At 39.9% G+C, this 22,379-nt stretch carries 22 protein-coding genes and 1 riboswitch; of the genes, 10 read left to right on the top strand and 12 right to left on the bottom strand.

Annotated features, from left to right (window positions below):
* Nucleotides 1-7: 7 nt before the first annotated feature.
* Together AC3WR0_RS10040 and AC3WR0_RS10035 are read left to right on the top strand one after the other, a co-directional pair.
* On the top strand, nucleotides 8-469 hold the full coding sequence (locus AC3WR0_RS10040; protein ID WP_492552189.1) for a GNAT family N-acetyltransferase: 462 nt from the start codon (nucleotides 8-10) through the stop codon (nucleotides 467-469).
* Between the two features lie 15 nt (nucleotides 470-484).
* The gene (locus AC3WR0_RS10035; protein WP_492552188.1) at nucleotides 485-1,093 is read left to right on the top strand and encodes a LysE/ArgO family amino acid transporter; all 609 of its coding nucleotides are present in this window, start codon (nucleotides 485-487) and stop codon (nucleotides 1,091-1,093) included.
* Here AC3WR0_RS10035 and AC3WR0_RS10030 read toward each other — a convergent pair.
* Complete coding sequence (locus AC3WR0_RS10030; RefSeq protein ID WP_492552187.1) at nucleotides 1,090-1,455, bottom strand: response regulator; 366 nt, start codon at nucleotides 1,453-1,455, stop codon at nucleotides 1,090-1,092. The genes AC3WR0_RS10035 and AC3WR0_RS10030 overlap by 4 nt on opposite strands.
* A gap of 47 nt (nucleotides 1,456-1,502) precedes the next feature.
* A riboswitch (cyclic di-GMP riboswitch) is annotated at nucleotides 1,503-1,593 on the bottom strand.
* Between the two features lie 151 nt (nucleotides 1,594-1,744).
* On the opposite strand from AC3WR0_RS10030, the gene AC3WR0_RS10025 reads away from it, so the two are divergent.
* The 3 genes from AC3WR0_RS10025 to AC3WR0_RS10015 all read left to right on the top strand — a co-directional run bounded on the left by AC3WR0_RS10025 (nucleotide 1,745) and on the right by AC3WR0_RS10015 (nucleotide 4,572).
* Nucleotides 1,745-2,065: a YnfA family protein gene (locus tag AC3WR0_RS10025; protein WP_492552186.1), complete on the top strand. Its 321-nt coding sequence runs from the start codon at nucleotides 1,745-1,747 to the stop codon at nucleotides 2,063-2,065.
* Nucleotides 2,066-2,405: 340 nt separating this feature from the next.
* A complete protein-coding gene (locus AC3WR0_RS10020; protein ID WP_492552185.1) occupies nucleotides 2,406-4,313 on the top strand; it encodes a glycoside hydrolase family 3 protein in 1,908 nt (635 codons plus the stop codon).
* A gap of 91 nt (nucleotides 4,314-4,404) precedes the next feature.
* Nucleotides 4,405-4,572 carry a hypothetical protein gene (locus AC3WR0_RS10015; protein ID WP_492552184.1) on the top strand — a complete coding sequence of 56 codons (168 nt, stop codon included), beginning with the start codon at nucleotides 4,405-4,407 and terminating at the stop codon, nucleotides 4,570-4,572.
* Between the two features lie 545 nt (nucleotides 4,573-5,117).
* On the opposite strand, the gene AC3WR0_RS10010 is transcribed toward AC3WR0_RS10015, so the two are convergent.
* The 4 genes from AC3WR0_RS10010 to AC3WR0_RS09995 all read right to left on the bottom strand — a co-directional run bounded on the left by AC3WR0_RS10010 (nucleotide 5,118) and on the right by AC3WR0_RS09995 (nucleotide 7,649).
* Entirely contained in the window at nucleotides 5,118-5,555 is a 438-nt protein-coding gene (locus tag AC3WR0_RS10010; RefSeq protein WP_492552183.1) for a hypothetical protein, read from the bottom strand.
* A 65-nt stretch (nucleotides 5,556-5,620) separates the two neighbouring features.
* The gene (locus AC3WR0_RS10005; protein WP_492552182.1) at nucleotides 5,621-7,000 is read right to left on the bottom strand and encodes a M48 family metallopeptidase; all 1,380 of its coding nucleotides are present in this window, start codon (nucleotides 6,998-7,000) and stop codon (nucleotides 5,621-5,623) included.
* A gap of 70 nt (nucleotides 7,001-7,070) precedes the next feature.
* Nucleotides 7,071-7,331, bottom strand: a complete 261-nt coding sequence (gene brfA, locus AC3WR0_RS10000; RefSeq protein ID WP_492552181.1) for a ribosome rescue factor BrfA — start codon at nucleotides 7,329-7,331, stop codon at nucleotides 7,071-7,073.
* Between the two features lie 60 nt (nucleotides 7,332-7,391).
* Nucleotides 7,392-7,649 carry a hypothetical protein gene (locus AC3WR0_RS09995; protein WP_492552180.1) on the bottom strand — a complete coding sequence of 86 codons (258 nt, stop codon included), beginning with the start codon at nucleotides 7,647-7,649 and terminating at the stop codon, nucleotides 7,392-7,394.
* 197 nt (nucleotides 7,650-7,846) lie between these two features.
* On the opposite strand from AC3WR0_RS09995, the gene fdhF reads away from it, so the two are divergent.
* From fdhF to hlpB, 4 genes are all read left to right on the top strand, one after another.
* Entirely contained in the window at nucleotides 7,847-10,804 is a 2,958-nt protein-coding gene (gene fdhF / locus AC3WR0_RS09990; RefSeq protein WP_492552179.1) for a formate dehydrogenase subunit alpha, read from the top strand.
* Nucleotides 10,797-11,345, top strand: coding sequence for a helical membrane plugin domain-containing protein (locus tag AC3WR0_RS09985; RefSeq protein ID WP_492552178.1), 549 nt, complete (start codon nucleotides 10,797-10,799; stop codon nucleotides 11,343-11,345). Before fdhF ends, AC3WR0_RS09985 begins: the two co-directional genes overlap by 8 nt.
* Nucleotides 11,346-11,454: 109 nt before the next feature.
* Nucleotides 11,455-12,279 carry a formate dehydrogenase accessory sulfurtransferase FdhD gene (fdhD, locus tag AC3WR0_RS09980; protein WP_492552261.1) on the top strand — a complete coding sequence of 275 codons (825 nt, stop codon included), beginning with the start codon at nucleotides 11,455-11,457 and terminating at the stop codon, nucleotides 12,277-12,279.
* A 252-nt stretch (nucleotides 12,280-12,531) separates the two neighbouring features.
* Entirely contained in the window at nucleotides 12,532-12,828 is a 297-nt protein-coding gene (gene hlpB, locus AC3WR0_RS09975) for an HNH nuclease-like protein HlpB (RefSeq protein ID WP_492552177.1), read from the top strand.
* 99 nt (nucleotides 12,829-12,927) lie between these two features.
* Here the strand turns inward: hlpB and AC3WR0_RS09970 are convergent, their stop codons facing one another.
* The 6 genes from AC3WR0_RS09970 to AC3WR0_RS09945 form a co-directional block, all read right to left on the bottom strand.
* Nucleotides 12,928-14,340, bottom strand: coding sequence for a DUF4179 domain-containing protein (locus AC3WR0_RS09970; protein ID WP_492552176.1), 1,413 nt, complete (start codon nucleotides 14,338-14,340; stop codon nucleotides 12,928-12,930).
* Nucleotides 14,318-14,848: a sigma-70 family RNA polymerase sigma factor gene (locus AC3WR0_RS09965; protein ID WP_492552175.1), complete on the bottom strand. Its 531-nt coding sequence runs from the start codon at nucleotides 14,846-14,848 to the stop codon at nucleotides 14,318-14,320. The genes AC3WR0_RS09970 and AC3WR0_RS09965 overlap by 23 nt, the downstream gene beginning before the upstream one ends.
* A 443-nt stretch (nucleotides 14,849-15,291) precedes the next feature.
* Nucleotides 15,292-15,810, bottom strand: a complete 519-nt coding sequence (locus AC3WR0_RS09960; protein ID WP_492552174.1) for a hypothetical protein — start codon at nucleotides 15,808-15,810, stop codon at nucleotides 15,292-15,294.
* Between the two features lie 98 nt (nucleotides 15,811-15,908).
* Complete coding sequence (gene sigH / locus AC3WR0_RS09955; RefSeq protein ID WP_492552173.1) at nucleotides 15,909-16,568, bottom strand: RNA polymerase sporulation sigma factor SigH; 660 nt, start codon at nucleotides 16,566-16,568, stop codon at nucleotides 15,909-15,911.
* 280 nt (nucleotides 16,569-16,848) lie between these two features.
* Nucleotides 16,849-17,892: a SepM family pheromone-processing serine protease gene (locus AC3WR0_RS09950; protein WP_492552172.1), complete on the bottom strand. Its 1,044-nt coding sequence runs from the start codon at nucleotides 17,890-17,892 to the stop codon at nucleotides 16,849-16,851.
* Nucleotides 17,893-18,022: 130 nt separating this feature from the next.
* The gene (locus AC3WR0_RS09945; protein WP_492552171.1) at nucleotides 18,023-19,393 is read right to left on the bottom strand and encodes an MFS transporter; all 1,371 of its coding nucleotides are present in this window, start codon (nucleotides 19,391-19,393) and stop codon (nucleotides 18,023-18,025) included.
* 234 nt (nucleotides 19,394-19,627) lie between these two features.
* Between AC3WR0_RS09945 and AC3WR0_RS09940 the strand changes: the two genes are divergently transcribed.
* Complete coding sequence (locus AC3WR0_RS09940; RefSeq protein WP_492552170.1) at nucleotides 19,628-20,455, top strand: STAS domain-containing protein; 828 nt, start codon at nucleotides 19,628-19,630, stop codon at nucleotides 20,453-20,455.
* Between the two features lie 288 nt (nucleotides 20,456-20,743).
* Here AC3WR0_RS09940 and AC3WR0_RS09935 read toward each other — a convergent pair whose 3' ends face one another.
* The gene (locus tag AC3WR0_RS09935) at nucleotides 20,744-22,282 is read right to left on the bottom strand and encodes a multicopper oxidase family protein (protein WP_492552169.1); all 1,539 of its coding nucleotides are present in this window, start codon (nucleotides 22,280-22,282) and stop codon (nucleotides 20,744-20,746) included.
* Nucleotides 22,283-22,379 lie beyond the last annotated feature (97 nt).

Raw genomic sequence — 22,379 nt, 5'->3', positions numbered from 1 at the left:
GGACAAAGTGCCGGTTTGGGAAAAAGATGGATTTTTTATCACAACAGAAAAAGAGGACCTGGATATAGGAGTTATACATCAATTTTTAAATGAGGAATCCTATTGGGCAAAAGGAATAAGCAGGCAGCATGTAGAAAAGGCTATTCGGAATTCGTCTCTTTGCTTTGGTGTTTTTAAAGGGGATAGAGGGGATGGAACTGTTAGGCAGGTGGGTAATGCGAGGGTTTTAACAGATTTCGTTCGTTTAGGCTGGATCATGGATGTATTTATTATTCCTGAATATCGGGGCAGAGGCTTGTCCAAATGGCTGATGGAGGTCATAACGGAGCAGTCAGAATTAAAGGAAGTAAGAAAATTGATGCTCAGCACGGCCGATGCACACGGTTTATATAATCAGTTTGGCTTTATGGAGATTGATAAGCCTGATTTGTATATGCTTAGAAGAAAAAAAGAAAATGTTAATGTTTAAAAGGAGAGACTGACTTTGTTTACTGCAGCAATACATGGATTTACCCTTGCCCTGGGGCTTATTCTCCCCTTAGGCGTGCAGAACATTTTTATTTTTAACCAGGGAGCTGTCCAGCCACGATTTTCCAAAGCAATACCTGCCATTTTGACAGCAGCTCTCTGCGATACATTGCTGATTGTCCTGGCAGTTGTGGGAATATCAGTAATAGTACTTAGCAGCACATGGATAAGTTCAGTACTGCTGTTACTGGGAATTGTATTTTTAATTTACATGGGGATAGCGACGTGGAAAAGCAATCCTTCCGATGGAAGTGATAATAACGTAACTATTTCATGGAAAAAACAAATTACGTTTGCAGCTTCAGTTTCGCTTCTGAATCCTCATGCGATCATGGATACGATTGGGGTCATAGGAACAAGTTCACTTACATATAGCGGTACAAATAAAATAGCTTTTACAATTTCCTGCATTGCTGTATCATGGCTGTGGTTTGCAGGTCTGGCTGTAGCAGGAAGATTTACAGGTCTGCTTGATCGGGGTGGAAGAGTGCTTGTGGTATTAAACAAGCTATCTGCAGTGATTATGTTTGCTACAGCTGTCTATCTTACTCTAAGATTGTTTTAAGAAGCAGATACCTCAATCCGATCAAGCGCAGGAATTAACCCTTGAAAAGAGGGTTTAACAAGAAAATTCTTGGCACCAAAATCCAGGGATTCATCGATAAAGACTCTTGACTCTAATGAAGAAAACATAATGACATTTGCGCGGGGGTTAATTCTCATAATCTCTTTCAGAGCATCAATACCGTTCATTTTTGGCATGGCATAATCCATTAGCACAAAGTCTGGATGAAGATGAAAAAACTTTCGAACAGCCTCTTTTCCGTCATCTGCTTCGGAAATAACACGATAATCACTCTTCGCCAGCAATTTTTTAAGGATGCTTCTTGAAAACAGGGAATGATCCGCGATTAGAATTGTTTTCATTGTTAAAAAACACCTTCCACTATTTGTTTAAAGGCATTATAAGCATCTATTGCAGCCCGGCTGCCATGTCAGTATATTATCTGCTTTAGGCCCGTGGCTTTGCGTCTTTTACTTTCGTAAAATTTGCCCTTAAGGTAATCCTAACAGAAGGAAGAATGGCGAATCATGGGGAAAATGGTCCATTTTTTCCAACAATTCTGTTAAGTTAATGTAAACATAATGTTAATATAAGGTTAATTAGCGTATTATAAAAATTTTTTATTTGTTATGAAAGAAAGTTGAGGTTAATTTGAAAGCTATCATAATGTTTCTTCTTGCAGGTCTTGCTGAAATAGGTGGGGGTTATCTGGTCTGGCTCTGGCTGAGGGAAGGCCGTCCATTCTGGTATGGTGCTGCAGGGGCTGCCATACTGATTGTATATGGGATTATTCCAACCTTTCAGAGCTTTCCGTCGTTTGGAAGGGTTTATGCAGCCTATGGAGGCGTCTTTATCATTTTGGCCATTTTGTGGGGCTGGGGAATAGATGGGAAAATTCCGGATTTATATGACTGGATTGGTGGATTCATTTGTTTAGCTGGAGTAGCAGTTATTTTATGGGCACCAAGATAAGTTAAGTTCGTGAACAGCCTCAAAAAGAGGCTGTTTTTTTGATACCAGAATATTATTTGGAAAATATATTTTGCAAAGAAATAACTATCTAGGAACATGGATTCATCTAGTAATTCATTCTTCCTAATAAATGGTTTTTGTTAGATTAATACCCTGAGAGTATAGTCCTGTATATGGAAATTGAGGCAAAATAGTCCAGAAATACGCAAAATAATCCAGAAATTATTTCGCTTTTCTAAAAATTTTGTAATGTATAGTGAAATTGTAAGCGCGTTCAATAAAAGAGAGGAGGCATATCTTTTAATTTATTTTCCATAAAATATATTGGAGGTAATGAAAGTTGTCCAAACGTAAACTTCGAAATTCTATTTTTACTGGTATTACACTACTAGCTTTAACAGTAGGATCCTCAGTAGGGACAATGTCTAAAAATGTAAAAGCACAAGAGACCATTGCTCCGTACAAAAATTCTAAGCTTCCGGTTGAACAAAGAGTAGAAGATTTGCTTTCTAGAATGACAATGGATGAAAAAATTGGACAGATGGTTCAGCCTGAACGAACTTCTGTCACGGCAGAAGATATTAAAAATTATGGTATTGGCTCTGTTTTAAGCGGAGGGGGGTCATTGCCGACAACCGGAAATACCCCAACAGATTGGGCGGATATGGTGGATAACTTCCAAAGCGGCGCCTTGGCTTCAAGATTAGGAATTCCAATTATTTATGGGATTGACGCCGTGCACGGTCATAATAATGTTTATGGGGCGACTATTTTTCCACATAACATTGGACTTGGAGCTGCAGATGACTTGGATTTGATGAAACGTATAGGCAGCGCCACTGCAGAGGAAGTTCGAGCAACAGGGATTTCTTATACATTTGCTCCAGTCCTTGCTGCACCGCAAAATATTCGCTGGGGCAGAACGTACGAAGGCTATAGCGAAGATCCACAGGATACTGGAAAACTTGGCTCCGCTCTTGTAGAAGGATTGCAAGGAAGCCCTAAGGACAGTGATTTCTTAAAGGGTGCTCATGTAGTATCTTCTATTAAGCACTTCGTTGGCGATGGTTTAACCGAAGGCGGCGATGACCAGGGAAACGTAACAGAATATACCGACGAGCAAATCAAAAAGTTTATCAAGCCATATAAAGAAGCCATTAAAGCTGGAGCAAGAACCGTGATGGTTACCTACTCAAGTATTAACGGCTTAAAAACTCATGGTGACTATCACCTCATAACTGAAGTACTGAAGGGAGAGCTAGGCTTCTCTGGATTTGTTATCTCTGATTATAATGGTCCGCAGCAGATTGTGCCCAATGACTTTAGAGAATCAGTTAAACGGAGTGTCAATGCAGGTGTTGATTTATTCATGATTCCAAATGACTGGAAAAAATTCATCACTACAACAAAAGAACTGGTTAGTACTGGGGAAGTCTCACAAACACGGGTCGATGATGCTGTGACAAGAATTTTACGAGTAAAGTTTGAGAATGGTTTGTTTGAAACACCATACGCTGACAGAGACCTTGTAAAACAAGGAATTGGCCAGCCGGAACATCGTGCGATTGCGAGAGAAGCAGTAAGAAAATCTCAAGTATTATTAAAAAATAAAAATAACATTCTGCCACTTAAGAAAGACGGCTTAAATATTTTTGTTGCTGGTAAGAAAGCAGATAGTATGGGGTACCAGGCTGGCGGGTGGACCATTAGCTGGCAGGGTGGATCACCTCAATGGATGGGTCAGCCGGAGAAAAATCTAATTCCGGGAACAACTATTTTACAAGGGATTAAGCAAGTAGCTGGGCCAAACACGAAGGTTGATTTTAGTAACGATGGTGCTGGTGCTGAAGGACATGATGTTGCAGTCGTTGTTATCGGTGAACCTCCTTATGCTGAAATGTTTGGAGACCGCGATGATTTAGGCTTGCTTCAGGAGGATATTGATCTATTAAATAAGGTTAAAGCTTCTGGTGTGCCGATGGTAGTTCTTCTTCAATCCGGACGCCCAATGATCGTATCCGATGAAATTAAGGATTGGGATGCATTTATAGCCTCATGGCTGCCTGGAAGCGAAGGCGCCGGTGTAGCAGACGTTCTTTTCGGAGACTACCAATTTACAGGGAAACTTTCATTTACATGGCCTTTGAATATGGAACAGGTTAATAATCACGATAAAGTTCATCCATTATTCCAAAAAGGTTATGGATTAAGAACGAATCAAACAGGCCAAAAATCACTGAGTAAATAAAGAAGTTTAAGGGGCTGGCAGGTAGTTGTCAGCCTCTTATTCTATTTGTATTATAGTAGTAACTGCAAGGCTTTGGTTTGGGGGAGTTAAAATGAAGGATTTTCATTGCTGTGCAACATGCAAAAATTTTTTAGCAAAAAGAAAGAATGATAGGATGACTTATTTTTGTGACAGGCTTGGATATGAAACAAAGCCAGACTATAAATTTAATTGCTGGGATCCGAAAGACAAAATAGTAGAATTAATGAAGAAAAACTAAAGTGGGACATCCAGATGTAAGTATAGGAAGGGCATTGTCCGGACAAACCGTGCATTCTTCTTGGAAAACCGTGCATTCTCTGTGGAAAAACGTGCATTCTTCTTGGAAAAACGTGCATTCTTTTATAAAATCCGTGCATTTCACTAACCAAGTTTAAAATTTTCTAAGAATAGTCCGGTTTTTATCCTCAAAAATACATACCGGAACAGAAAAAGTCTATTTTTTGTTGAAAATCATCTATTTTTAATAAAAAAGACCGCCGAGTCGATTCGGGCAGTCTCAAGTTGATAGATTACATGACTATATTTAACTTTAAAATTTGTCTAACAACAGCGGCTAGCGAGTTTTCAGCCTTGAAGCCTGATATCTTTCATGACCATTGGTGCAGCTAGTGTCCGTGCTAAGGCAAAATTAAAGTAATCCGCCTGCCCCAACGTTTATTCCTCGAGTCTTTGTTTCAGCTCGCCGCGAAGCTGCGTGAGCCTCTCCAAAGAGGTAAGCTTTAATGATGTTATCCAAGGCAGCTGCCGGGCGCTCACGCTTTTTTATGATGCCTGGTCCTTCTTTAATCTGCTAAAGATCATAGAACCCTCAATATTTCTAATCGATTCCTCAAGTTTGTCTTTTTCCTTAAATATAACGATTCCCGTGTCTTCAAATGCACTAAGCTCTTCCGTATACTTCTCGTATAATTTCTCCTCGAATTCTTCCTGATTTTTTCCTTTTGGCCATATGATGTTTAATCCCAAAAGATACTGTTTTCTTTCAGGTATCGCAGTAAGTACTTTTCTTACAAGGAAGGCTTCGGTTATGATCGTATTTTTTCGGATTTGTTCTATCCCATGTGTTAGTATTTGTTCGCTAGAATCAGCAGTAACAAATAAATCGGCAGGGTGGAAGTAGTTGCATTCGTCATCGGATTGATCAACAAGATCCTCCCATTTTTCCAGTTCATCTCTTATGGCTTCGAATTCTTTCCTCATCTCATTATGAAAATAGTAATCACAAAGCATGTTTAAGCCGGGAAGACGAGCCTTCCAATCCAGCTCTATTGCTTTTTTCGTAAGAGAAATAGCCTCGTCGGCCTTATCGTCTCTTTCAAAATGAATGGCACAAGATTCAAATAAGCAGGTGCAGTCTGTTCATTGGCCGGATAAGAATCGATGATTTTTTTATAAATCGCTTCCGCTTCAGACATGCCCTTAAACCCTTCTGCCAGCTTAGCTTTTTCATAAAGTTCATCAAGGCTGTAAGTTGTGCATCCAGATAATTCATCAAATCTAACTTTGGATTGGTTAAACTCTTTTTGATCGTTTTTCCATTCGTCTCCATTTTCCTGAATCCAGGACTGATCGAAATCATGTAGAATATCTCTGTCATTACGAATAAAAACCTCAAGGGCGTTTTTCTCTGCTATGGCTGGTAAGGATGGTTGAGCGTTAATAGAAGCAAGTCTGTCAGCTAAACAAGGATGGGTATCAGAAAAATAACTCTTTAACTTTAACTCTTTAGTTAAAAGATTTGATCTGTACGCTTCGTTCAGAGATTTAAATTTAATGATGAAGTTGGAATAAGGATTTGGAACCTCATTCGTTTTGGAGCAGTCGTGAAACAGTTCATTATAGAAATCGTCATAATAATACGTTGCTCCAATAGGAATTGTACATAAAGTATCCCTGACAGTTTCAGGTGATGTTACCCTTGCAGAAACGGCATCTGCGTCGTATTCCTGCTGTCTAGCAAGGGCAAAAGTGTAAGCATTGTACCTTGGATAATACCATTGAAAAAACTTACGGAAAATAAAGGTTCCAAACTGCTCGTTTTCCTCAAGTGAAACTAAAAGCCTTTCCCATGTTTGCCTTACACGATAAATTTTTGCCCCAAAAGCAGTATCTGAATGGGAGATATGGGCAAGCTCATGAGCCAGTACAGCTTTAAATTGCTCCGGATTAAGGGTTGATAAAAGAGGCACACCAATTAGCAAAATATTCTGCTTAGGGCCGGCAAAGCCAAACTTTGAATACTGTCTCACCCCTGCGTTATATTCATAATTTAAAACAATCTTATGAATAGGCGGAGTATTAAGCTGCGAGCTTATTTCGTTGATGACATCTCTTAATGGAGCAGTTTCAGTATCTGATAGATAATAGCCCTCAGGCAGTTCATCTTTAACCCACAAAGCTTTCAAAATAAAGAAGGAAAGAGCTCCAGTGAGGAGGAGTACTTTTAAATTTCCAAAACTAAAATGGCCGTCAGCAAACATAGCAATGGAGATTCCTAACAAAAATAAAAATAATGCGAGAAAAAAGAGTACATAGCCATAGCCAAGTCCTGTAAAAAGCAACACTTTAAAACGGTAGCTTCCCTTATTCACTGCCGCGCTTTTTTCGTGCTTCTTCACCAGAGCCTCAAAACGATTTATATCCATCCTCATTTTCCTTTCTTTTTTCAGTTTCCTAGATTGTATTATAGCAGGCTGGAAATTATGGATATAGTATTTATTTTTGGAACATTAAGGGTAATAGGGGGGTTAAATAAAATGGAGATGTGGGGAGTATTTGGGCAAAATAAAAAGAACCATCCATTCCTTCCTGGAGGGGCTGGTTCTTGTGTTTACTGCGGTATAGATAATCCTTTTTATTTTTAGTTACTCTTGTTTGCATATCAGCAGCTGCAAAGGGGCTCCTGGATTCTTCCGGATTTCTTCTTCCTTCCCGGACAAGCTTGTCACGCCATTTTCTGGCGGTGGATTTAGCCATTATTTATCACTCCTAAATTTTTATAAAATAAGTATACATCAAAAATATTCCACTATAAAGCTATTCGTTAATACACCGATATTGCAGAATACGGAAGGATTTATCTTTTAATGATGGCAGTTTGTTTTTTTTGATTTCAAGTTCGGATGTATATGGAACAATCAAATACAATTGGCCATCCACTTTCGGATTTTTTTTTCTTAAGCGCTTGTACATCAGGTCACTCGCAACCTCAAGTGAAGACGCATTAATCGTTCCGTATACCTCATGGCCATCCTTTCCATTTTGATTGTTACTTTTATAGATTATGAATTTCATAGAGATTAGTCCCTTCGTTTTTTTTTCTCACTTCTTCCCTTAATCTGTTTCAGGCAAACCATCTGGCAGGCAATCAGGCAGGCAAAGCAATAAGTTTCAGTCCTTTATGTTTTTCCTTTTGGCAAGTTGGGTAGTGAAAAAAAGAGGAAATTTAATTATTTCTGTAGAGATAAAAAGAGAGAAAGGGTGAAACCATCTTGACAGAAAAAATAAAAGTGAAGATTAATGGAGTGGAGGTCGAAGCTGACCGTGGACATACTGTTATTCAGCATTTAAATAATAGTTCTATTGAAGTGCCGCAAGTATGTTATCATCCTAGTCTTGGACCTATTGAAACATGCGATACCTGTATAGTAGAGGTTAACGGGGAACTGGTTCGCTCGTGCTCCACACAATTAAAAAACGGAGATGTAATTGATACCGTATCACCGGAGGTTATGAAGTCTCAAACCATGGCGATGGACCGGATTCTTCATAATCATGAACTGTACTGTACTGTTTGTGATTACAATAACGGCGGATGTACAATACATAACACCGTTAAAGAAATGAAAATTAACCATCAAAGCATCCCATTTGCACACAAACCGTATGAAGAGGATAATTCCAATCCATTTTACCGCTATGACCCCGATCAATGTATTCTTTGCGGCCGCTGTGTTGAAGCCTGCCAGGATGTACAGGTAACAGAAACACTTCGAATCGATTGGGACCGTGATCGTCCGCGTGTTATTTGGGACAACGACGTACCAATCAATGAATCATCTTGTGTATCCTGTGGCCACTGTTCTACTGTCTGCCCATGTAATGCCATGATGGAAAAAGGCATGGTTGGCGAAGCTGGATATTTGACCGGCATCGCAAAAGATACACTTCGTCCTATGATTGAAATAACAAAAGGTGTTGAAACTGGCTACGGATCCATTCTCGCTATCTCTGATATGGAATCAGCAGCACGAGATGCAAAAATTAACAAAACCAAAACGGTTTGTACATTCTGTGGTGTAGGCTGCAGCTTTGAAGTATGGACAAAGGGCCGCGAAATCTTAAAGGTTGAACCTAGCGTAGATGCTCCTGCTAATGGAATTTCAACTTGTGTTAAAGGAAAATTTGGCTGGGACTTTGTGAATAGCGAAGAGCGTTTGACCAAGCCTTTAATCCGTGAAGGAGACGGCTTCCGTGAGGCAGAATGGGATGAGGCGTTGAATCTAGTAGCACGTAAATTTGCCGAGATTCGCGACCAATCGGGTCCTCAGTCAATGGGATTCATCACATCTTCAAAATGTACAAATGAAGAATCCTATTTAATGCAAAAGCTTGCAAGACAAGTGATTGGAACCAATAACGTTGACAACTGCTCCCGTTACTGCCAGACTCCGGCAACGGTTGGACTTTTTAGAACTGTGGGGTACGGCGGTGATGCAGGAACCATCAAGGATATTGAAAAAGCAGGACTTGTTATCATTGTTGGATCTAATACAGCGGAAGCTCATCCAGTCTTGGCAACAAGGGTTAGAAGAGCTCATAAATTAAGAGGACAGAAACTCATTGTTGCGGATCTCCGTGAGAATGATATGGCAGAACGTGCAGACCTATTTGTTCACCCAAGCGCTGGATCAGACCTAGTCTGGTTATCAGCAGTGACTAAATATATCATTGACCAGGGCTGGGCCGATGAGAAGTTCATAAAAAGCCGTGTTAATGGGGTTGAAGAGTATATCGCTAGCCTGCAGCCTTATACACTTGAATTTGCTCAGGAAGTAACTGGGATTTCAAAAGAAGACCTTGTCACAATTGCAGAAACGATTCACCAGTCAGATGGCACATGTATCTTATGGGCAATGGGTGTTACCCAGCATCTTGGCGGCAGTGACACAAGTACAGCGATTTCCAACCTTCTATTAGTTACAGGCAACTATGGCAGACCTGGCGCTGGTGCATATCCGCTTCGTGGACATAATAACGTTCAAGGAGCAGGGGATTTTGGAAGCAGTCCAACTCAGCTGCCGGGTTATCAATATGTTACAGATGATGAAGCCCGCATGAAGTTTGAAAAGGCATGGGGTGTAAAACTTCCACCAGAGCCTGGCATCAACAACCATGATATGATCGAAGGCATTCATGGTGGCACTGTAAAAGCGATGTACGTAAAAGGCGAAGAAATGGGATTAGTTGATTCCAATATTAATCACGTCCATGCAGCCTATGAAAAACTTGAATTCTTTGTTGTACAGGATATCTTCTTCTCGAGAACTGCACAGTTTGCTGATGTTGTATTGCCTGCAAGCCCAAGCCTTGAAAAAGAAGGTACCTTTACAAACACAGAAAGAAGGATTCAGCGTTTGTATCAGGTTATGGAACCAATGGGCGAATCTAAGCCTGACTGGGTAATTATTCAGGAAATTGCCAACCTTCTAGGTGCCGGATGGAATTACGAGCATCCAAGGGACATTATGGATGAAGCGTCAAAACTCATGCCAATCTATTCAGGCGTATCCTACGAACGGCTTGAAGGCTTCAACAGTTTAGTTTGGCCTGTTAAGGAAGATGGAACTGACACACCGCTTCTATACAAAGACAGCTTCCCGTTCCCGGATGGAAAAGCAAGGTTTTATCCGGTTAAGTGGACACGTCCGCTTGTATTTGAAGAAGAATATGATATCCATGTAAATAACGGCCGTTTGCTCGAGCATTTCCATGAAGGAAACCTGACTTATAAATCTAAGGGAATTTCTTCAAAAACTCCCGAAGCATTCCTTGAGGTTTCTCCGGAGCTTGCAGCTGCAAGAGGTATTAAGGATGGTACGCTCGTCCGTCTGACATCTCCTTATGGCAATTTAAAAATCAAATGTACGATTACTTCCAGGGTAAAAGGAAATGAAGTATACCTGCCAATGAACGACCAAGGTGAAGGGGCAATCAACTATCTGACAAGCAGTGCGGCAGATAAAGATACCGATACTCCTGCATATAAGGAAACGATGGCCAAGATGGAAATTCTTCAGGTAGAAGGAATTAACCCTCTTCCAAGAACTAACTTCCGTTATGGCAATCCACAGCCTCAAATGGGGGTTCAGGTTCAAAAGAAATGGGCCCGTAATGATTACATCTTCCCAGGTGATCTCGTGCGGAAAGGGGAAAGGGTAAATGGCTAAAGCGACAACGCAAATTCATCGTATCCGAATCAGTGAAGAAGATCAGCGAAAGAACGATTTACGTGAAATAGAAGATACCCTTTTAAAAAATAAAGAGGCTCTTTTGGAAACGGTCGGAGTTATCCAGCATGCCCATGAGCGGGGACTTATCTCTCTGGTAAGCGGGCTTTTAGCCGAAGGAGATAAAATCCTCAATATTCTTGTCAAGAAGGCGGATACTCCAGAAACGGCCAATACTCTGAGGAACCTGCTTTTAATGGTTGGGGTTCTCGGCACCCTGAATGTTAAACAGCTGGAACCCATGCTGTTAAAGGTGAATTCAGGTATTGCCCGAGTAGCTGAAATGAAAGATGATGATGATCGAATTGGCCTATTTGACCTTTTCAGATCCTTAAAGGATCCGGAAATCAACAGGTCGATTGCACTTATGTTTGAATTCCTAAAAGGAATGGGCACAGACACAAGCAAAATGGAACGGACTACCCAGCTTCCAGAAGATCAGGCTCAGCATCAAAACGAGGACCATACTCTTAAAGTCTAATCATTCAGCCCCTGCCACATTGGCGGGGGCTGTTTAATTATCGGGTAATTAGGATATTAGAAGAATAGGTAATAAAAAGAAGTTAGTTACCATAGAAGGGATGGCTATGATGGAACCAGTCGAAGTAAAACGCGAGATCCTTCGCTTTGGAAATGGCCACGCCGAGCGTGTTGAGGACCACATCGTTACGGAATATTCAGTTACCGTTAAATTGAACGGACAGGAATTTGTTACAATGGTCTGTACGCCTGAATATATAGAAGACATGGTAATTGGCTTTCTTGCCTCAGAGGGAGTAATTAAGAGCCAAGAGGATATAGAAGATTTATGGATTCAGGAAAAGGAAGGTTTTGTACATGTTACCACCTCCCGACAAAATCCGTATTTTAAGGATTTACAGGGAAAAAGGTATCTCACATCCTGCTGCGGTGCCAGCAGGCAGGGATTTGTTTTTGCCTCAGATGCCTTAACCGCTAAGAAAATGACAAATAACACTGTAAAAATAAAAGTAGATGACTGTTTCCGTCTTATGAAAAACATGCAGGATTCTGCAGCGGTTTTTCAGCAGACCGGCGGTGTCCATAATGCAGCGTTATGTGATAAAGAAGGTCCAATCATCATGCGGATGGATATTGGCAGGCATAACGCCCTTGATAAAATCTATGGATATTGTTTGAAAAACAATATTTCAATTGATGATAAATTTATCGTCTTCAGCGGCCGGATATCCTCTGAAATTTTATTAAAAGTGGCCAAGATCGGATGTGCAGTAGTTTTATCAAAATCCGCACCGACTGAACTTGCTTTAAAGCTGGCGGACCATCTGGGTATTACCGCAATTGGATTTATCCGAAACGAATCAATGAATGTGTATACACATCCCGAGAGAATAATCCATTCAGGAGTCAGCCTTTCAACAGCAGCAGGGAAATAATTAGCTTCCGCGCAATGGCCTAGCCATTGCGTTTTGCGTTTAGTTGAGGTTATGGATTAAATACTAGCTCGATGGAAATGAATAAACAAGCCGTGTTTAAAAAAGTGTTCCCAATCCGATTCAAACAGTAGCTTATGTACACTTTAAGTGATCGAAGTCTATTGCTGAGAAGGAAAACGGTAACGAAAGCAAGCGTTATGTAACCGAAGTCCGATTGGGAAACGATAACGAAAAAAGTATGGGTGGTATTAAATGGCTAAGTTAATGGGAATATGTGAGTTATGTGAACGGGATGAAGTTGAATTAACGGTCCACCATTTAACTCCCAAAGAAGAGGGAGGCACCTTTTTGCCTACTGCTCTTCTTTGCAAAGCCTGCCATAAACAAATTCATGCTATATATACAAATAAAGAGCTTGCTGTAAGGCTAAACACAATTTCATTACTAAAAGATGATGACGAAATTAAAAAGTATATTAAATGGATCAGAAAGCAGCCAGTCTCACGGTCCGTTAAAACAAAAAAGTCAAATCGAAAGCGAAACAAGTAAGCTGGATTTATTAATTACATATAACACTGGAATTCCGGTATCTTGGAAAGGGTATAGTGGCAAAAATTAAGGTAAAAGGGACTGAAATGGTTCAGCCCCTTATTTGTTTAATTCAACCTTAATAGGGTTCATATTAATAGGATCATTTAGGCTTAAGATATCGAATGGAATAACCAGAGAGTAATCTTTTATATCAAAATCTTCTTGGTTATCCAATATATAAGTTGATTGAAAATCCATTCTATTATCCTGCAGAAGGGAAGCCGTGCTAACGCTTAACCTATTCTTTTCCATTAAATCAAAACGAATATCACCTTTTTCACTTAGTAGAAACTTTTTAGATTTAACTACGTTAACAGTTTCAGCAAAATTTTGAAGGATGTCTTTTCGAATCGCTTTTTTGTTTACATTCTCCAAAGAATAATTGACGAATAGCTTATTTCCATTTTGGCTTATTTTATTAACGTTTAATTTATAATGTAAACGGCTGCTTTCAATCATAAAAGGAGTTCCATTATTAAGCGATTTTATAGCTCTTTTTTCCTTTCTTCTTATTACAGGCTGAACAGTTAAATAGTTAGCATCACTATTTATCCTACTGGTAATAAGCCCGCGAATCCTTTTTTCATAGCCCTCTTGGGTCATTTTTGTTGATAATGTGTCAGCATCTTGAAGCAATAACCTTTTACCTTGACTATCCTCTGCGGCTACTTCAATTTCATCCTCTTTAAATGGGGAAGTAGTTTTATACTTTAGCAGGGTGGTCGCTTTTCCAGAGTGTATAGAGTCCATTTTTATAGAATATCCCTCCAAATGGCTTTGTCCCTGAATAGGAATAGTTTGAATTGGAAGCTGTTTAACCGGAACCTCGAACTTCCAGCTGCCCTTGATACCACCCATATTTGTGAATACAAGGGGAAGCTTGAAGGTTTTGGGTAAACTTTCATCTCTATTATTATAAAACTCCATAGATGCCGTGTAGTGGCCATCCTTTGTTTTAGTTAACATAGTCATGCCGCCAGACCAATTTTCTCTATCATCTTCGCTGAATAAATGGTATGAATATCCGCTTTCTGGCCCCTCAGTTCCGTTCCCGTCTAATGAAATTCGATCACCTTCTGCAATAAAAGTAACTCCTAACACATTTCCATCATAATAGGTGCTTGTAAGTGTAACCTCAACTCCATTGGAGGTGGCTTTTTCGTTAAGCTTTGTAATTAGATTATTTTTCTGCAACGATTCTCCGATCTGCATGCTATGCTTCTCATAGAATGACCCGACTAAGGGTACGTCGGCTAAAACGTTCGTTACTGGTGCAAAAATAAATCCTGAGGCGAAAAAAGCTGTTGCAGCAGCGGCACTTAATACTCCAATTATATTAGATTTTGCTTTTCTTTTTTTGTGAGATTTTACCATCCTGCCTTTTTCTAGGCCTTTATTAATAGCAGAGAAAACTTCAAAGCTAGGGACTTCAATTTCATTAATTTCCTTATTGAAAAGCTCTTTGTTCAAAATAATTCACTCCCTCCAATGAATGTTTAAGCTCCTTTTTTGCCCGGCGCAGATAGGTTTTTACGGTATTCTCGGGAATATCCATTATCTCCGCTATATTTCGGTTAGGAAGATCATGATAGAAAAATAAAATAATTACCGTTTGATAATTTTCGCTTAGCTTTGAGATGGCGGTTATTAAATCTATCTTTCCATCAATATCATTTGTTTTTGTCGGGGTATCCTTAGTAAAGTCTAATACGAGTTTCTTTCTTTTTCTAAGTAAATCAAAAGAGGTCCGTATAAGTATTTTTGTAAGCCACGTATGAAAAAACTCCGGCTGCTTCACCTTTTCAATTGAGATAAATGCTTTATAAATAGTTTCCTGAAGGACATCCAAGGCATCCTCTTTATTACGTACATACATAAATGCAGTTTTATATAATTTCTCACTTTGCTGTTTTACGAGTGTTTCAAATGCTTTCTCATTTCCTTTAATAGCAAGCCTAACGAGCTCCTCATGTTCCATCTCCCAACCTCCTTTCAATAGTTAGAGCAAACATGGGACGAATAAGTTTCAAAAAAATAAAAATCTATAATCTACCTTACTATTAAAGAAAAATTTGGAAAAGAAATATTTGAGGAGTAAAAATAAAATCTGGGGATTGGTGGTTCAAAACAGTCGATACAGCAGGCATAATAGGTCGCAATCGAACAGAGAATAGCAAGATTGAAAGCGGGTTCCATTCGGACAGGGGAAAGCCAAAAATGCAAGAGCAAGTCCGAAAGCCGGTTCCATTCGGACAGGGGAAAGCCAAAAAAGCAAGGGCGAGTCCGAAAGCCGGTTCCATTCGAACAAGACCGGAAGAAAAGGCCTGAGTCGGTTTGAACACGTAATCAGCAAATTCTTCTATGTTAAAAGAAAGAACAAAAAAAACAGGACCCGCCATTTGGGGGTCCTGTTTTTCATTTTTACACCATATCTCCATTATAAGAAGCTTTTCCAAATGAAGGAGTCTTAGACATTTCATCATCATATGCTCCACTAGGAACAGATGTGGAAGGCAGACTGTCTTTATAAACTTCACTGCCAGTGCTGCCGGTGTCAGCCGATTCGCTAGAGCTGAATTTTGACATTCCCATTTGCCCCATTACTTTTTTGCGGGCTTGTTTATTAGTCGCTAAATAGGCTGCAGCTCCCATAGCAAGAGAACTTAGCAATTTTCCTTTTGAAGCCCCAAGAATGCTGCCCATTGACTTTTGATCTGTTGTGGTTGTTTTATCCATTGTGGACGTTTTATCTATCGTGGATGTTCCATCCATCGTAGATGTTTCATCCATTGAACTTTTGCTGGAAGAAGATTTGCTGCCAGGCATCATTGATTGAACTTGTCCCATCAATTTGTCCCGCAGTTCTTTATTTTGCATAATATACGTTGCGGCTCCAATTGCTAAAGAACCCATTCCCATCATCTTAGTGTTAGTAGCCATAATGCATCCTCCTTTAAATTTGTGAATAATAATTTATTCCCTTTACAGGGGGAGGTAAACAAAAAAGCAGGCTTTTAAGCCTGCCTCTTATTGCCAGTTTATCTTGCAGATGGATAAAGATCGCTGATACTAAAATGTCTTTCCAGCTTTCTTTTGATACGCTGCAAGGCATTGTCGATAGATTTTGTGTGCTTGTCCAGTTCCTCGGAAATCTCAACATAAGAATGTCCGGCAATGTACAGAGATAAAACCTGCTTTTCCAAATCGCTTAATTTTTCGGATATTCTTTGCTCAAAGTCGGAGCTTACTTCCTGGTCAATAAAAAGCTCAGCCGGATCAAGAGCTTCGGGTCCGCTTAAAACATCAATAAGCGTATGCGCTGATTCATCATCATAAATTGGTTTATCCAGGGAAATATAAGAATTCAGGGGAATATGTTTTTTTCGGGTGGAGGATTTTACAGCAGATATAATTTGCCTTGTAATACACAGCTCGGCAAAAGCCCTGAAGGAATAGAGCTTGTCTCCCCTAAAATCGCGGATAGCTTTATAGAGGCCAATCATCCCTTCCTGAATAATATCTTCCCGATCTCCGCCGCATAAAAAATACTTACCCGCCTTAGATCGCACAAAATTCCTATATTTATGAATCAGGATTTCCGTAGCTTCCGTGTCTCCGCTATGTACTCTAAAAACCAATGATTCATCTTCCGATAATGTATAATCTTCAACCAGTCTTTCTTCGATGAGTGTACTCACATTTATCCCTCCGCTTGGGTTTTGCCGCAACTGCGCTTCTATATAAATTAATAGTAACTGAGAACATGATTGAAAGAAATTGAAAAATTACGACTTTTGTTAACAATTCTTGTCAAAAAAAGAAGGTTAACTTAAGCAAGCGTGGAAATCCCTCATTTTTAGATGTCTGTTTATGTAAAAGGCTGTCGAAATTCTTTTTTAATCAAGGAGGAATAAAATCTCTTTTCTCGAATAGGGAAACAAAAAGGCAGACCTGGAAGTCACAGGCCTGCCTAACTATCTATTTTTTAGGTTTTAGATGATTTAAATAAATTTTTGCATCCCCAAGAGTTTTTACAGGTACGATTTTAATATCTTTATATCCAAGCTTTTTGGCCTCGTCTGTTATTTCTTTTTGGTTTGTATCATCGGGACCCTGGTCAGCAGGGCAGAAGAAGATATCCACATTTTGTTTATGCGCGGCAACAATTTTATCCCGGATTCCGCCGATCTGTCCAACGTTTCCTTCTAGGTCCATTGTGCCGGTTCCGGCTATTTTATATCCTTTTTTCAAATCCTCAGGAAGTACCTGACTTAATATTTCAAGAGAAAACATCAGGCCGGCAGAGGGGCCGCCAATGTCTTCCGTGTGGAAGGTAACCTTCCTTGGAGTTTTAACAGAAATTTCGTCCTCAGGATAGATTCCGAGACCCGCTGTTTTTGTTTTTTTATCGATCTGGATAAGTTTTATTTTATTGGTATGTTGCTTTCCTTTTCGAAAGGACTCTATTGTTACTGTAGATCCCTTTGGTTTGCCTGCTAAGTATTTTTTAAAGTCGGCAGTGTTTTTAGTAGGAACTCCGTCAACGGAGGTAACGATATCTCCCACCTGTAAAACACCTTTCGCTTTAGACTCTGGCAAAATATTGGAAATAAATACGCCTTTTTGCTGAATGTCAACCTTTTCACCAGCGGCTTTTAGTCCCGAAGCCATAGCGCTTTCCTGAGAGGTCTTCATCATATGGTCTAAAAGTCTGTTATATTCAACTTCAGACATATCGCCCTTTACTTCTTCTTCCTTCATTATTTGAGTATGCGGGGCAAACTTTCCGTATATCAAATAATAGACATTGCTTGCTTTAATTGAAAGGATGGTTGTTAAGTAAAACTTCCCATTATGTGACTTATGGCCGTTCTCAACACTTACCTTCGAGGAAAGTTCTTCTACAGAGCCAGGTTGATAGAGATAATAGGGTGTAGGGATAAAGAGAGTAACCAGGAAGAGCAGGCCAATAATTAGGAAGACGGATAATCTTTTTGAATATCTTTTTTTATTTTGTTCCAAGCACTTTTTTCCCCTTTAAAAATGAATGATTAATATCAAAATAGTAACACACTGGTTCACCAAATAAAAATAGTAGGTAAAAAAATATAAAAGGACACATTGCAAATGATTTTGTCCTTTAAGTATTTATTTATCTTAAAACACTTCGTTTGTCATCTGATTCAGACTTGGCAAATCGTAAGCTCATGACAATGCTAATAGCTGATATCGTAATCAGCACCATTCCCAGAACCTGCATATGCCAGCCGGATATTTCTTTTCCAAAAACAATCCCCAGAACAATAGAAGAAAGTATTGATCCCAGATAGCGGCAGGTTTGGAAGAGTCCTGAGGTTGTTCCTATAATAGCACGAGGACTTGCTTCCAGCATCGCAGCCTGTAAAACCACATTCCCAATCCCGTAGCTTAGCCCTAGCAGAGAAAGTATGACTCCCATCCGCCAGTAAGGGGCATCTACAAAGAAAAGGGTAAATAAGACAGCTCCTGCAAGAGATAGAAAGGCAAATGCCAGAACTGGCTGGCGTACTCCGGATTTGTCTACCCACTTACCGGTTATCGTTGAAATGATAATACTGACACCAGACATAAACAGCATAAGAAGACCGCTTGTCCTCACGCTTAAACCCATTCCATCCTGAAAGTAGCTTGGAAGTCCGAAAAACAGGCAATAGAAGAAAACATTGAGAACGATAAATTGCAGGTAAACCCAAGATAGCTTTGGATGGGCTTTAAATAGCCTTACATCAATAAAGGGAGCTTCAACCTTAAGTTCACGCCAGACAAAAAGGCCCAATAGGAGGATCCCGCCTATCCCGGAGGCATAATGGATTTTCGTTTTGAAGGAGAGCAGGAACCATAGCAGCAAGACCATGCCGGCCGCAAACAGGCCAATTCCAGGCATATCAAGCTTACCGAGGAACTCCTTCAGGCTGGTATTTTCTTTTTTCGTTTCTGAAGGGAACATGTACATTCCCAAAATAAAGCTAATAATGATAAAAGGGAAGTTAACCCAGAATATAGCAGGCCAATCTCCGAGGACAATCAAAAATCCACCAACCGTTGGTCCCAACGCTGTCATTGCGGAAGCAAAAATGGAAAGAACGGCTAACGCAGAAGCCTGGCGTTCACGTATGTTGTCCCGGATGAGCGCCATTCCAGATGGGTAAATTGCACTGCTTCCAATCGACTGAAAAAGCCGCATGATAATGAGCATCAGGAAAGTGGAGGCGAGAGGTGCTCCAATAGCTGATACGGCTACTAGCAGCAGTCCTGCTAAAAATGTTTTTTTTCGGCCTAACAGGTCTCCAATTTTACCTGTAACAGGCTGGGCTACAGCACTCGCCAAATAAAAAGAAGAAATCAGCCAGGAGACAGTAGTAAAGGAGAGATGAAAGTCCTTCTGAATACTGTGCAAAGCTAGTGATATCATAGAAGAGTTTAAGGGATTAAGCATCGTACCACTAGCCACAGCAGTTAAAAATAAAGCTCTGTTTTTTTTCATATCATTCGTCCTTTTCTAAGATGAGGGCATGATTTCAATAAAAATCTATACGGTTTTACTATTTCCAGAGGTTGTCTGACAGATTCAGTAAATGTTTTGAATGTTAATTGTATAATACAACAATCAATCATAGATAAAACCTGGTTTTGTGTCAAATAAAATAAACCTTTAAATTTCTAAATATTTCGTAACCTCTGGTATAATAGTAGAAAATCACTATTTAGGGTGAATAAGATGAAACTTGCCGAGCTAAATACAGAATTTAGTAAAAAAATGTATTCCCATTCCGAGGAGATTGCACGTGAAATGATGCATGGGATGCTAAAGGAATACAATTATAAATTAAAAGATAAGGAAGAAGAGGAACATTCGGTTAATATATTTCTTCAATGCGTACATATTATTGCCGAAGGATTACAGGGAGGCAATGTTTTGAACAGGGCATCAGCCTGGGGAGAAGCAATGGGGAAATTATCCATTGAAAATAACGGAGAACTCGGTCCTTCGCTATTGTCTGTTTCTATTTATAAAAAAGCAATTTTGTTTTTTATACAGCGTGAAACACGCAACATGAATATATCCTTCGAAATATTGGTTGAAATGATAGCTGATATCGACCATATTTTTAATTTGTTTGTATACGGGTTCAGCAATGCCTTTACACGGAATGCGGAATACTTGCTGAAAAAATCGGAACAGCTTTATCTCAAAATATCTGCTCCCATTGTACCTATCTCAAAAGCGACAGCGGTTTTGCCACTCATTGGTGAAATTAATGAATTCCGTTCTGAAACCATTATCCAGGACACATTGGAAGCTTGTGTGAAAAATCGGTTTGAAACAATTGTTATTGATCTTTCAGGTGTATACGAGGTTGATTTGGTTGGTATTGAGGTTCTATATAAACTAATCCGGTCACTAAATCTGCTGGGTGTAACGCCAGTGATGACTGGAATGAGTGCAGGTATCAGCAAGACGTTTGCCGAGCTGGGAATTACCCTTTCTAATGTCCAGTTCTTCCATTCTTTGGAACAAGCCCTGAAAACGATAAAGCTATACTAAAATCAAAAGGGCCGTTCATTACGGCCCTTTACTTGTTGTTAAGGAAACTATAGATTTTAATCTTGTGGATAAACCCAAACAAAGTTATAGGAATCTAGCTTCACCGCCCAGTGTCCATCCCGTTTCTCCCTACGATATGTCAACATTGAACTCAGGTGCTCCTTGCGCCAAAGATTTTTCAAGGAGGCTTATGTTCAGCTCGTCGCAAAGCTGCAAGTCGTATATTCGAAGAAGCCGTTACAGGAAGTTTGCTCAGGAAGTTGCTTCGCTGAACGGGCCTTGCGCTTTTCAAGGCGGCAATACTTGATAAGGTCTCATCATTTCATAGTCTTCATGTTCGAGCATATGGCAATGCCATACATATAAACCGGTATAAGGAAAAAAGGGGACAATAATTCTCGTTATCATCCCCGGTGGTGATTGTGAGACATCCTTCCAGCCTTTTTCCTGGCGCTTAGGTAAAATCGGACTACCGGTAAATTTTATTTTACCTGTGTTCTTAAACATTTTTACATCAAACGGCCTTCTATCCAGAATTTGAAATTGTACCAGGTGCAGATGAATGGGATGGTCATCCTGTGTGGTATTAATTAAATTCCAAATTTCTACTGTTCCTGCAATGGGATTCTCTGAAATAGGGGAATCCCATTTTTTATTGTCCAGCAGCATGACCTTTCTTCCAAACTGATCCTTTGTTTCACCGAGTTCCAGATAGCGCACATCATTAACGGATTGTTCAGTAAGCCAATGGATCTTACTTAGAACTGGCGGAATGACAGTATGATTCTTTCCTGAAAGGGGTTTTGTAACCCGGAATTGCATAACACTGCCGGTAGTCTCCGCTTCTGGAGGCTTACCTGATGGAAAACCTGCAGGGGCGTTGTTTTTCAAAGTGATGGTTTTTCCTGCTAAAGTTGAAAAATCTACAATAATATCTGCTCGCTCGGCAGGTGCTAATGTAATCGATTGAATGGAAATTGGTTTTTCCATAAACCCGCTGTCTGTGCCTATCTGAAACATGAATTGATAGGGTTCAAGGTAAAGGCGGAAAAAACGCGAGTTTGATGCATTTAGGACTCGAAAGCGATAGCTCCTCGGTTCTACCTCCAGAAACGGCCAAACCTTTCCGTTCACCACAATGGTATCCCCAAAAAACTCTGAAACGATTGATGGTTTCATTTTACTAGGATTAGCATCGCTGCCTTCAGGATAAAATAGCGACCCATCCTCCAGGAAGGACTTATCCTGAATCATTAAGGGTATTTCAAATGGACCTGCAGGAAGATTTAGTGATTTCTCAAAGGAATCCCTAATTAGATAAAAACCAGCCAGGCCTGCATATATATTAAGCCTAGTAATTCCAATGGCATGGTCATGATACCAAAGGCAGCGTGATGATTGAAGATTGCTGTATTCATAGATTTTTTTTCTGAAAAAGGGCCCTGTCTTCTTATAGCTGCTGGTAAACCAGGCCTCGGGATATCCATCACTGTCTGGTTCTGTCCTTCCTCCATGCAGATGAACAACTGTTCTGACCTCAGGAGTATCGGGATGTGCGCCGTGAACGGTTTTATCCAAAGGCAGAAAGTGCCTGGATGGCAGATTATTTTTCCACTTGAAGTAAACCCTTTCTCCCATTTCTGCCTCAACTGTAGGCCCTGGATACACGCCTTCATAGCCCCAAATGATTGTTGGAGGCAGATCACTGTGAAACTGGTGATTTGCCTCTCTCATAACAACTTCATAATAGGTATAATCCTTGGCCTTCGAGAGTGGCTTTAGAACTTGTGGAATGGGAAGCGGATCGATAAATTTTTTAAGCTTCATGCCTTCCGCTCCTTTTTTAAAAAATGTCTTTTCATGAGATAGCTAGACAAGTCGCGTTTCTTTTACAATTTTATGCAGGAAGTTAAAGCCTTAGAAA

It is taken from the genome of Neobacillus sp. FW104-15D2 (assembly GCF_058790155.1).
The sequence above is the reverse complement of the archived record's forward strand: the minus strand, read 5'-3'. Positions and strand labels throughout refer to the sequence as shown.

Excerpts from the sequence above, each read along its gene's own strand:
- fdhD (WP_492552261.1), top strand. The coding sequence starts at position 11,455 with ATGGAACCAGTCGAAGTAAAACGCGAGATCCTTCGCTTTGGAAATGGC.
- brfA (WP_492552181.1), bottom strand. The coding sequence starts at position 7,331 with ATGGCTAAATCCACCGCCAGAAAATGGCGTGACAAGCTTGTCCGGGAA.
- AC3WR0_RS09995 (WP_492552180.1), bottom strand. The coding sequence starts at position 7,649 with ATGAAATTCATAATCTATAAAAGTAACAATCAAAATGGAAAGGATGGC.
- AC3WR0_RS09940 (WP_492552170.1), top strand. The coding sequence starts at position 19,628 with ATGAAACTTGCCGAGCTAAATACAGAATTTAGTAAAAAAATGTATTCC.
- AC3WR0_RS09965 (WP_492552175.1), bottom strand. The coding sequence starts at position 14,848 with ATGGAACATGAGGAGCTCGTTAGGCTTGCTATTAAAGGAAATGAGAAA.
- AC3WR0_RS09960 (WP_492552174.1), bottom strand. The coding sequence starts at position 15,810 with ATGGCTACTAACACTAAGATGATGGGAATGGGTTCTTTAGCAATTGGA.
- hlpB (WP_492552177.1), top strand. The coding sequence starts at position 12,532 with ATGGCTAAGTTAATGGGAATATGTGAGTTATGTGAACGGGATGAAGTT.
- AC3WR0_RS10010 (WP_492552183.1), bottom strand. The coding sequence starts at position 5,555 with ATGAGGAAAGAATTCGAAGCCATAAGAGATGAACTGGAAAAATGGGAG.
- AC3WR0_RS09945 (WP_492552171.1), bottom strand. The coding sequence starts at position 19,393 with ATGAAAAAAAACAGAGCTTTATTTTTAACTGCTGTGGCTAGTGGTACG.
- AC3WR0_RS10015 (WP_492552184.1), top strand. The coding sequence starts at position 4,405 with ATGAAGGATTTTCATTGCTGTGCAACATGCAAAAATTTTTTAGCAAAA.
- AC3WR0_RS09985 (WP_492552178.1), top strand. The coding sequence starts at position 10,797 with ATGGCTAAAGCGACAACGCAAATTCATCGTATCCGAATCAGTGAAGAA.
- AC3WR0_RS10005 (WP_492552182.1), bottom strand. The coding sequence starts at position 7,000 with ATGGATATAAATCGTTTTGAGGCTCTGGTGAAGAAGCACGAAAAAAGC.
- AC3WR0_RS10030 (WP_492552187.1), bottom strand. The coding sequence starts at position 1,455 with ATGAAAACAATTCTAATCGCGGATCATTCCCTGTTTTCAAGAAGCATC.
- AC3WR0_RS09935 (WP_492552169.1), bottom strand. The coding sequence starts at position 22,282 with ATGAAGCTTAAAAAATTTATCGATCCGCTTCCCATTCCACAAGTTCTA.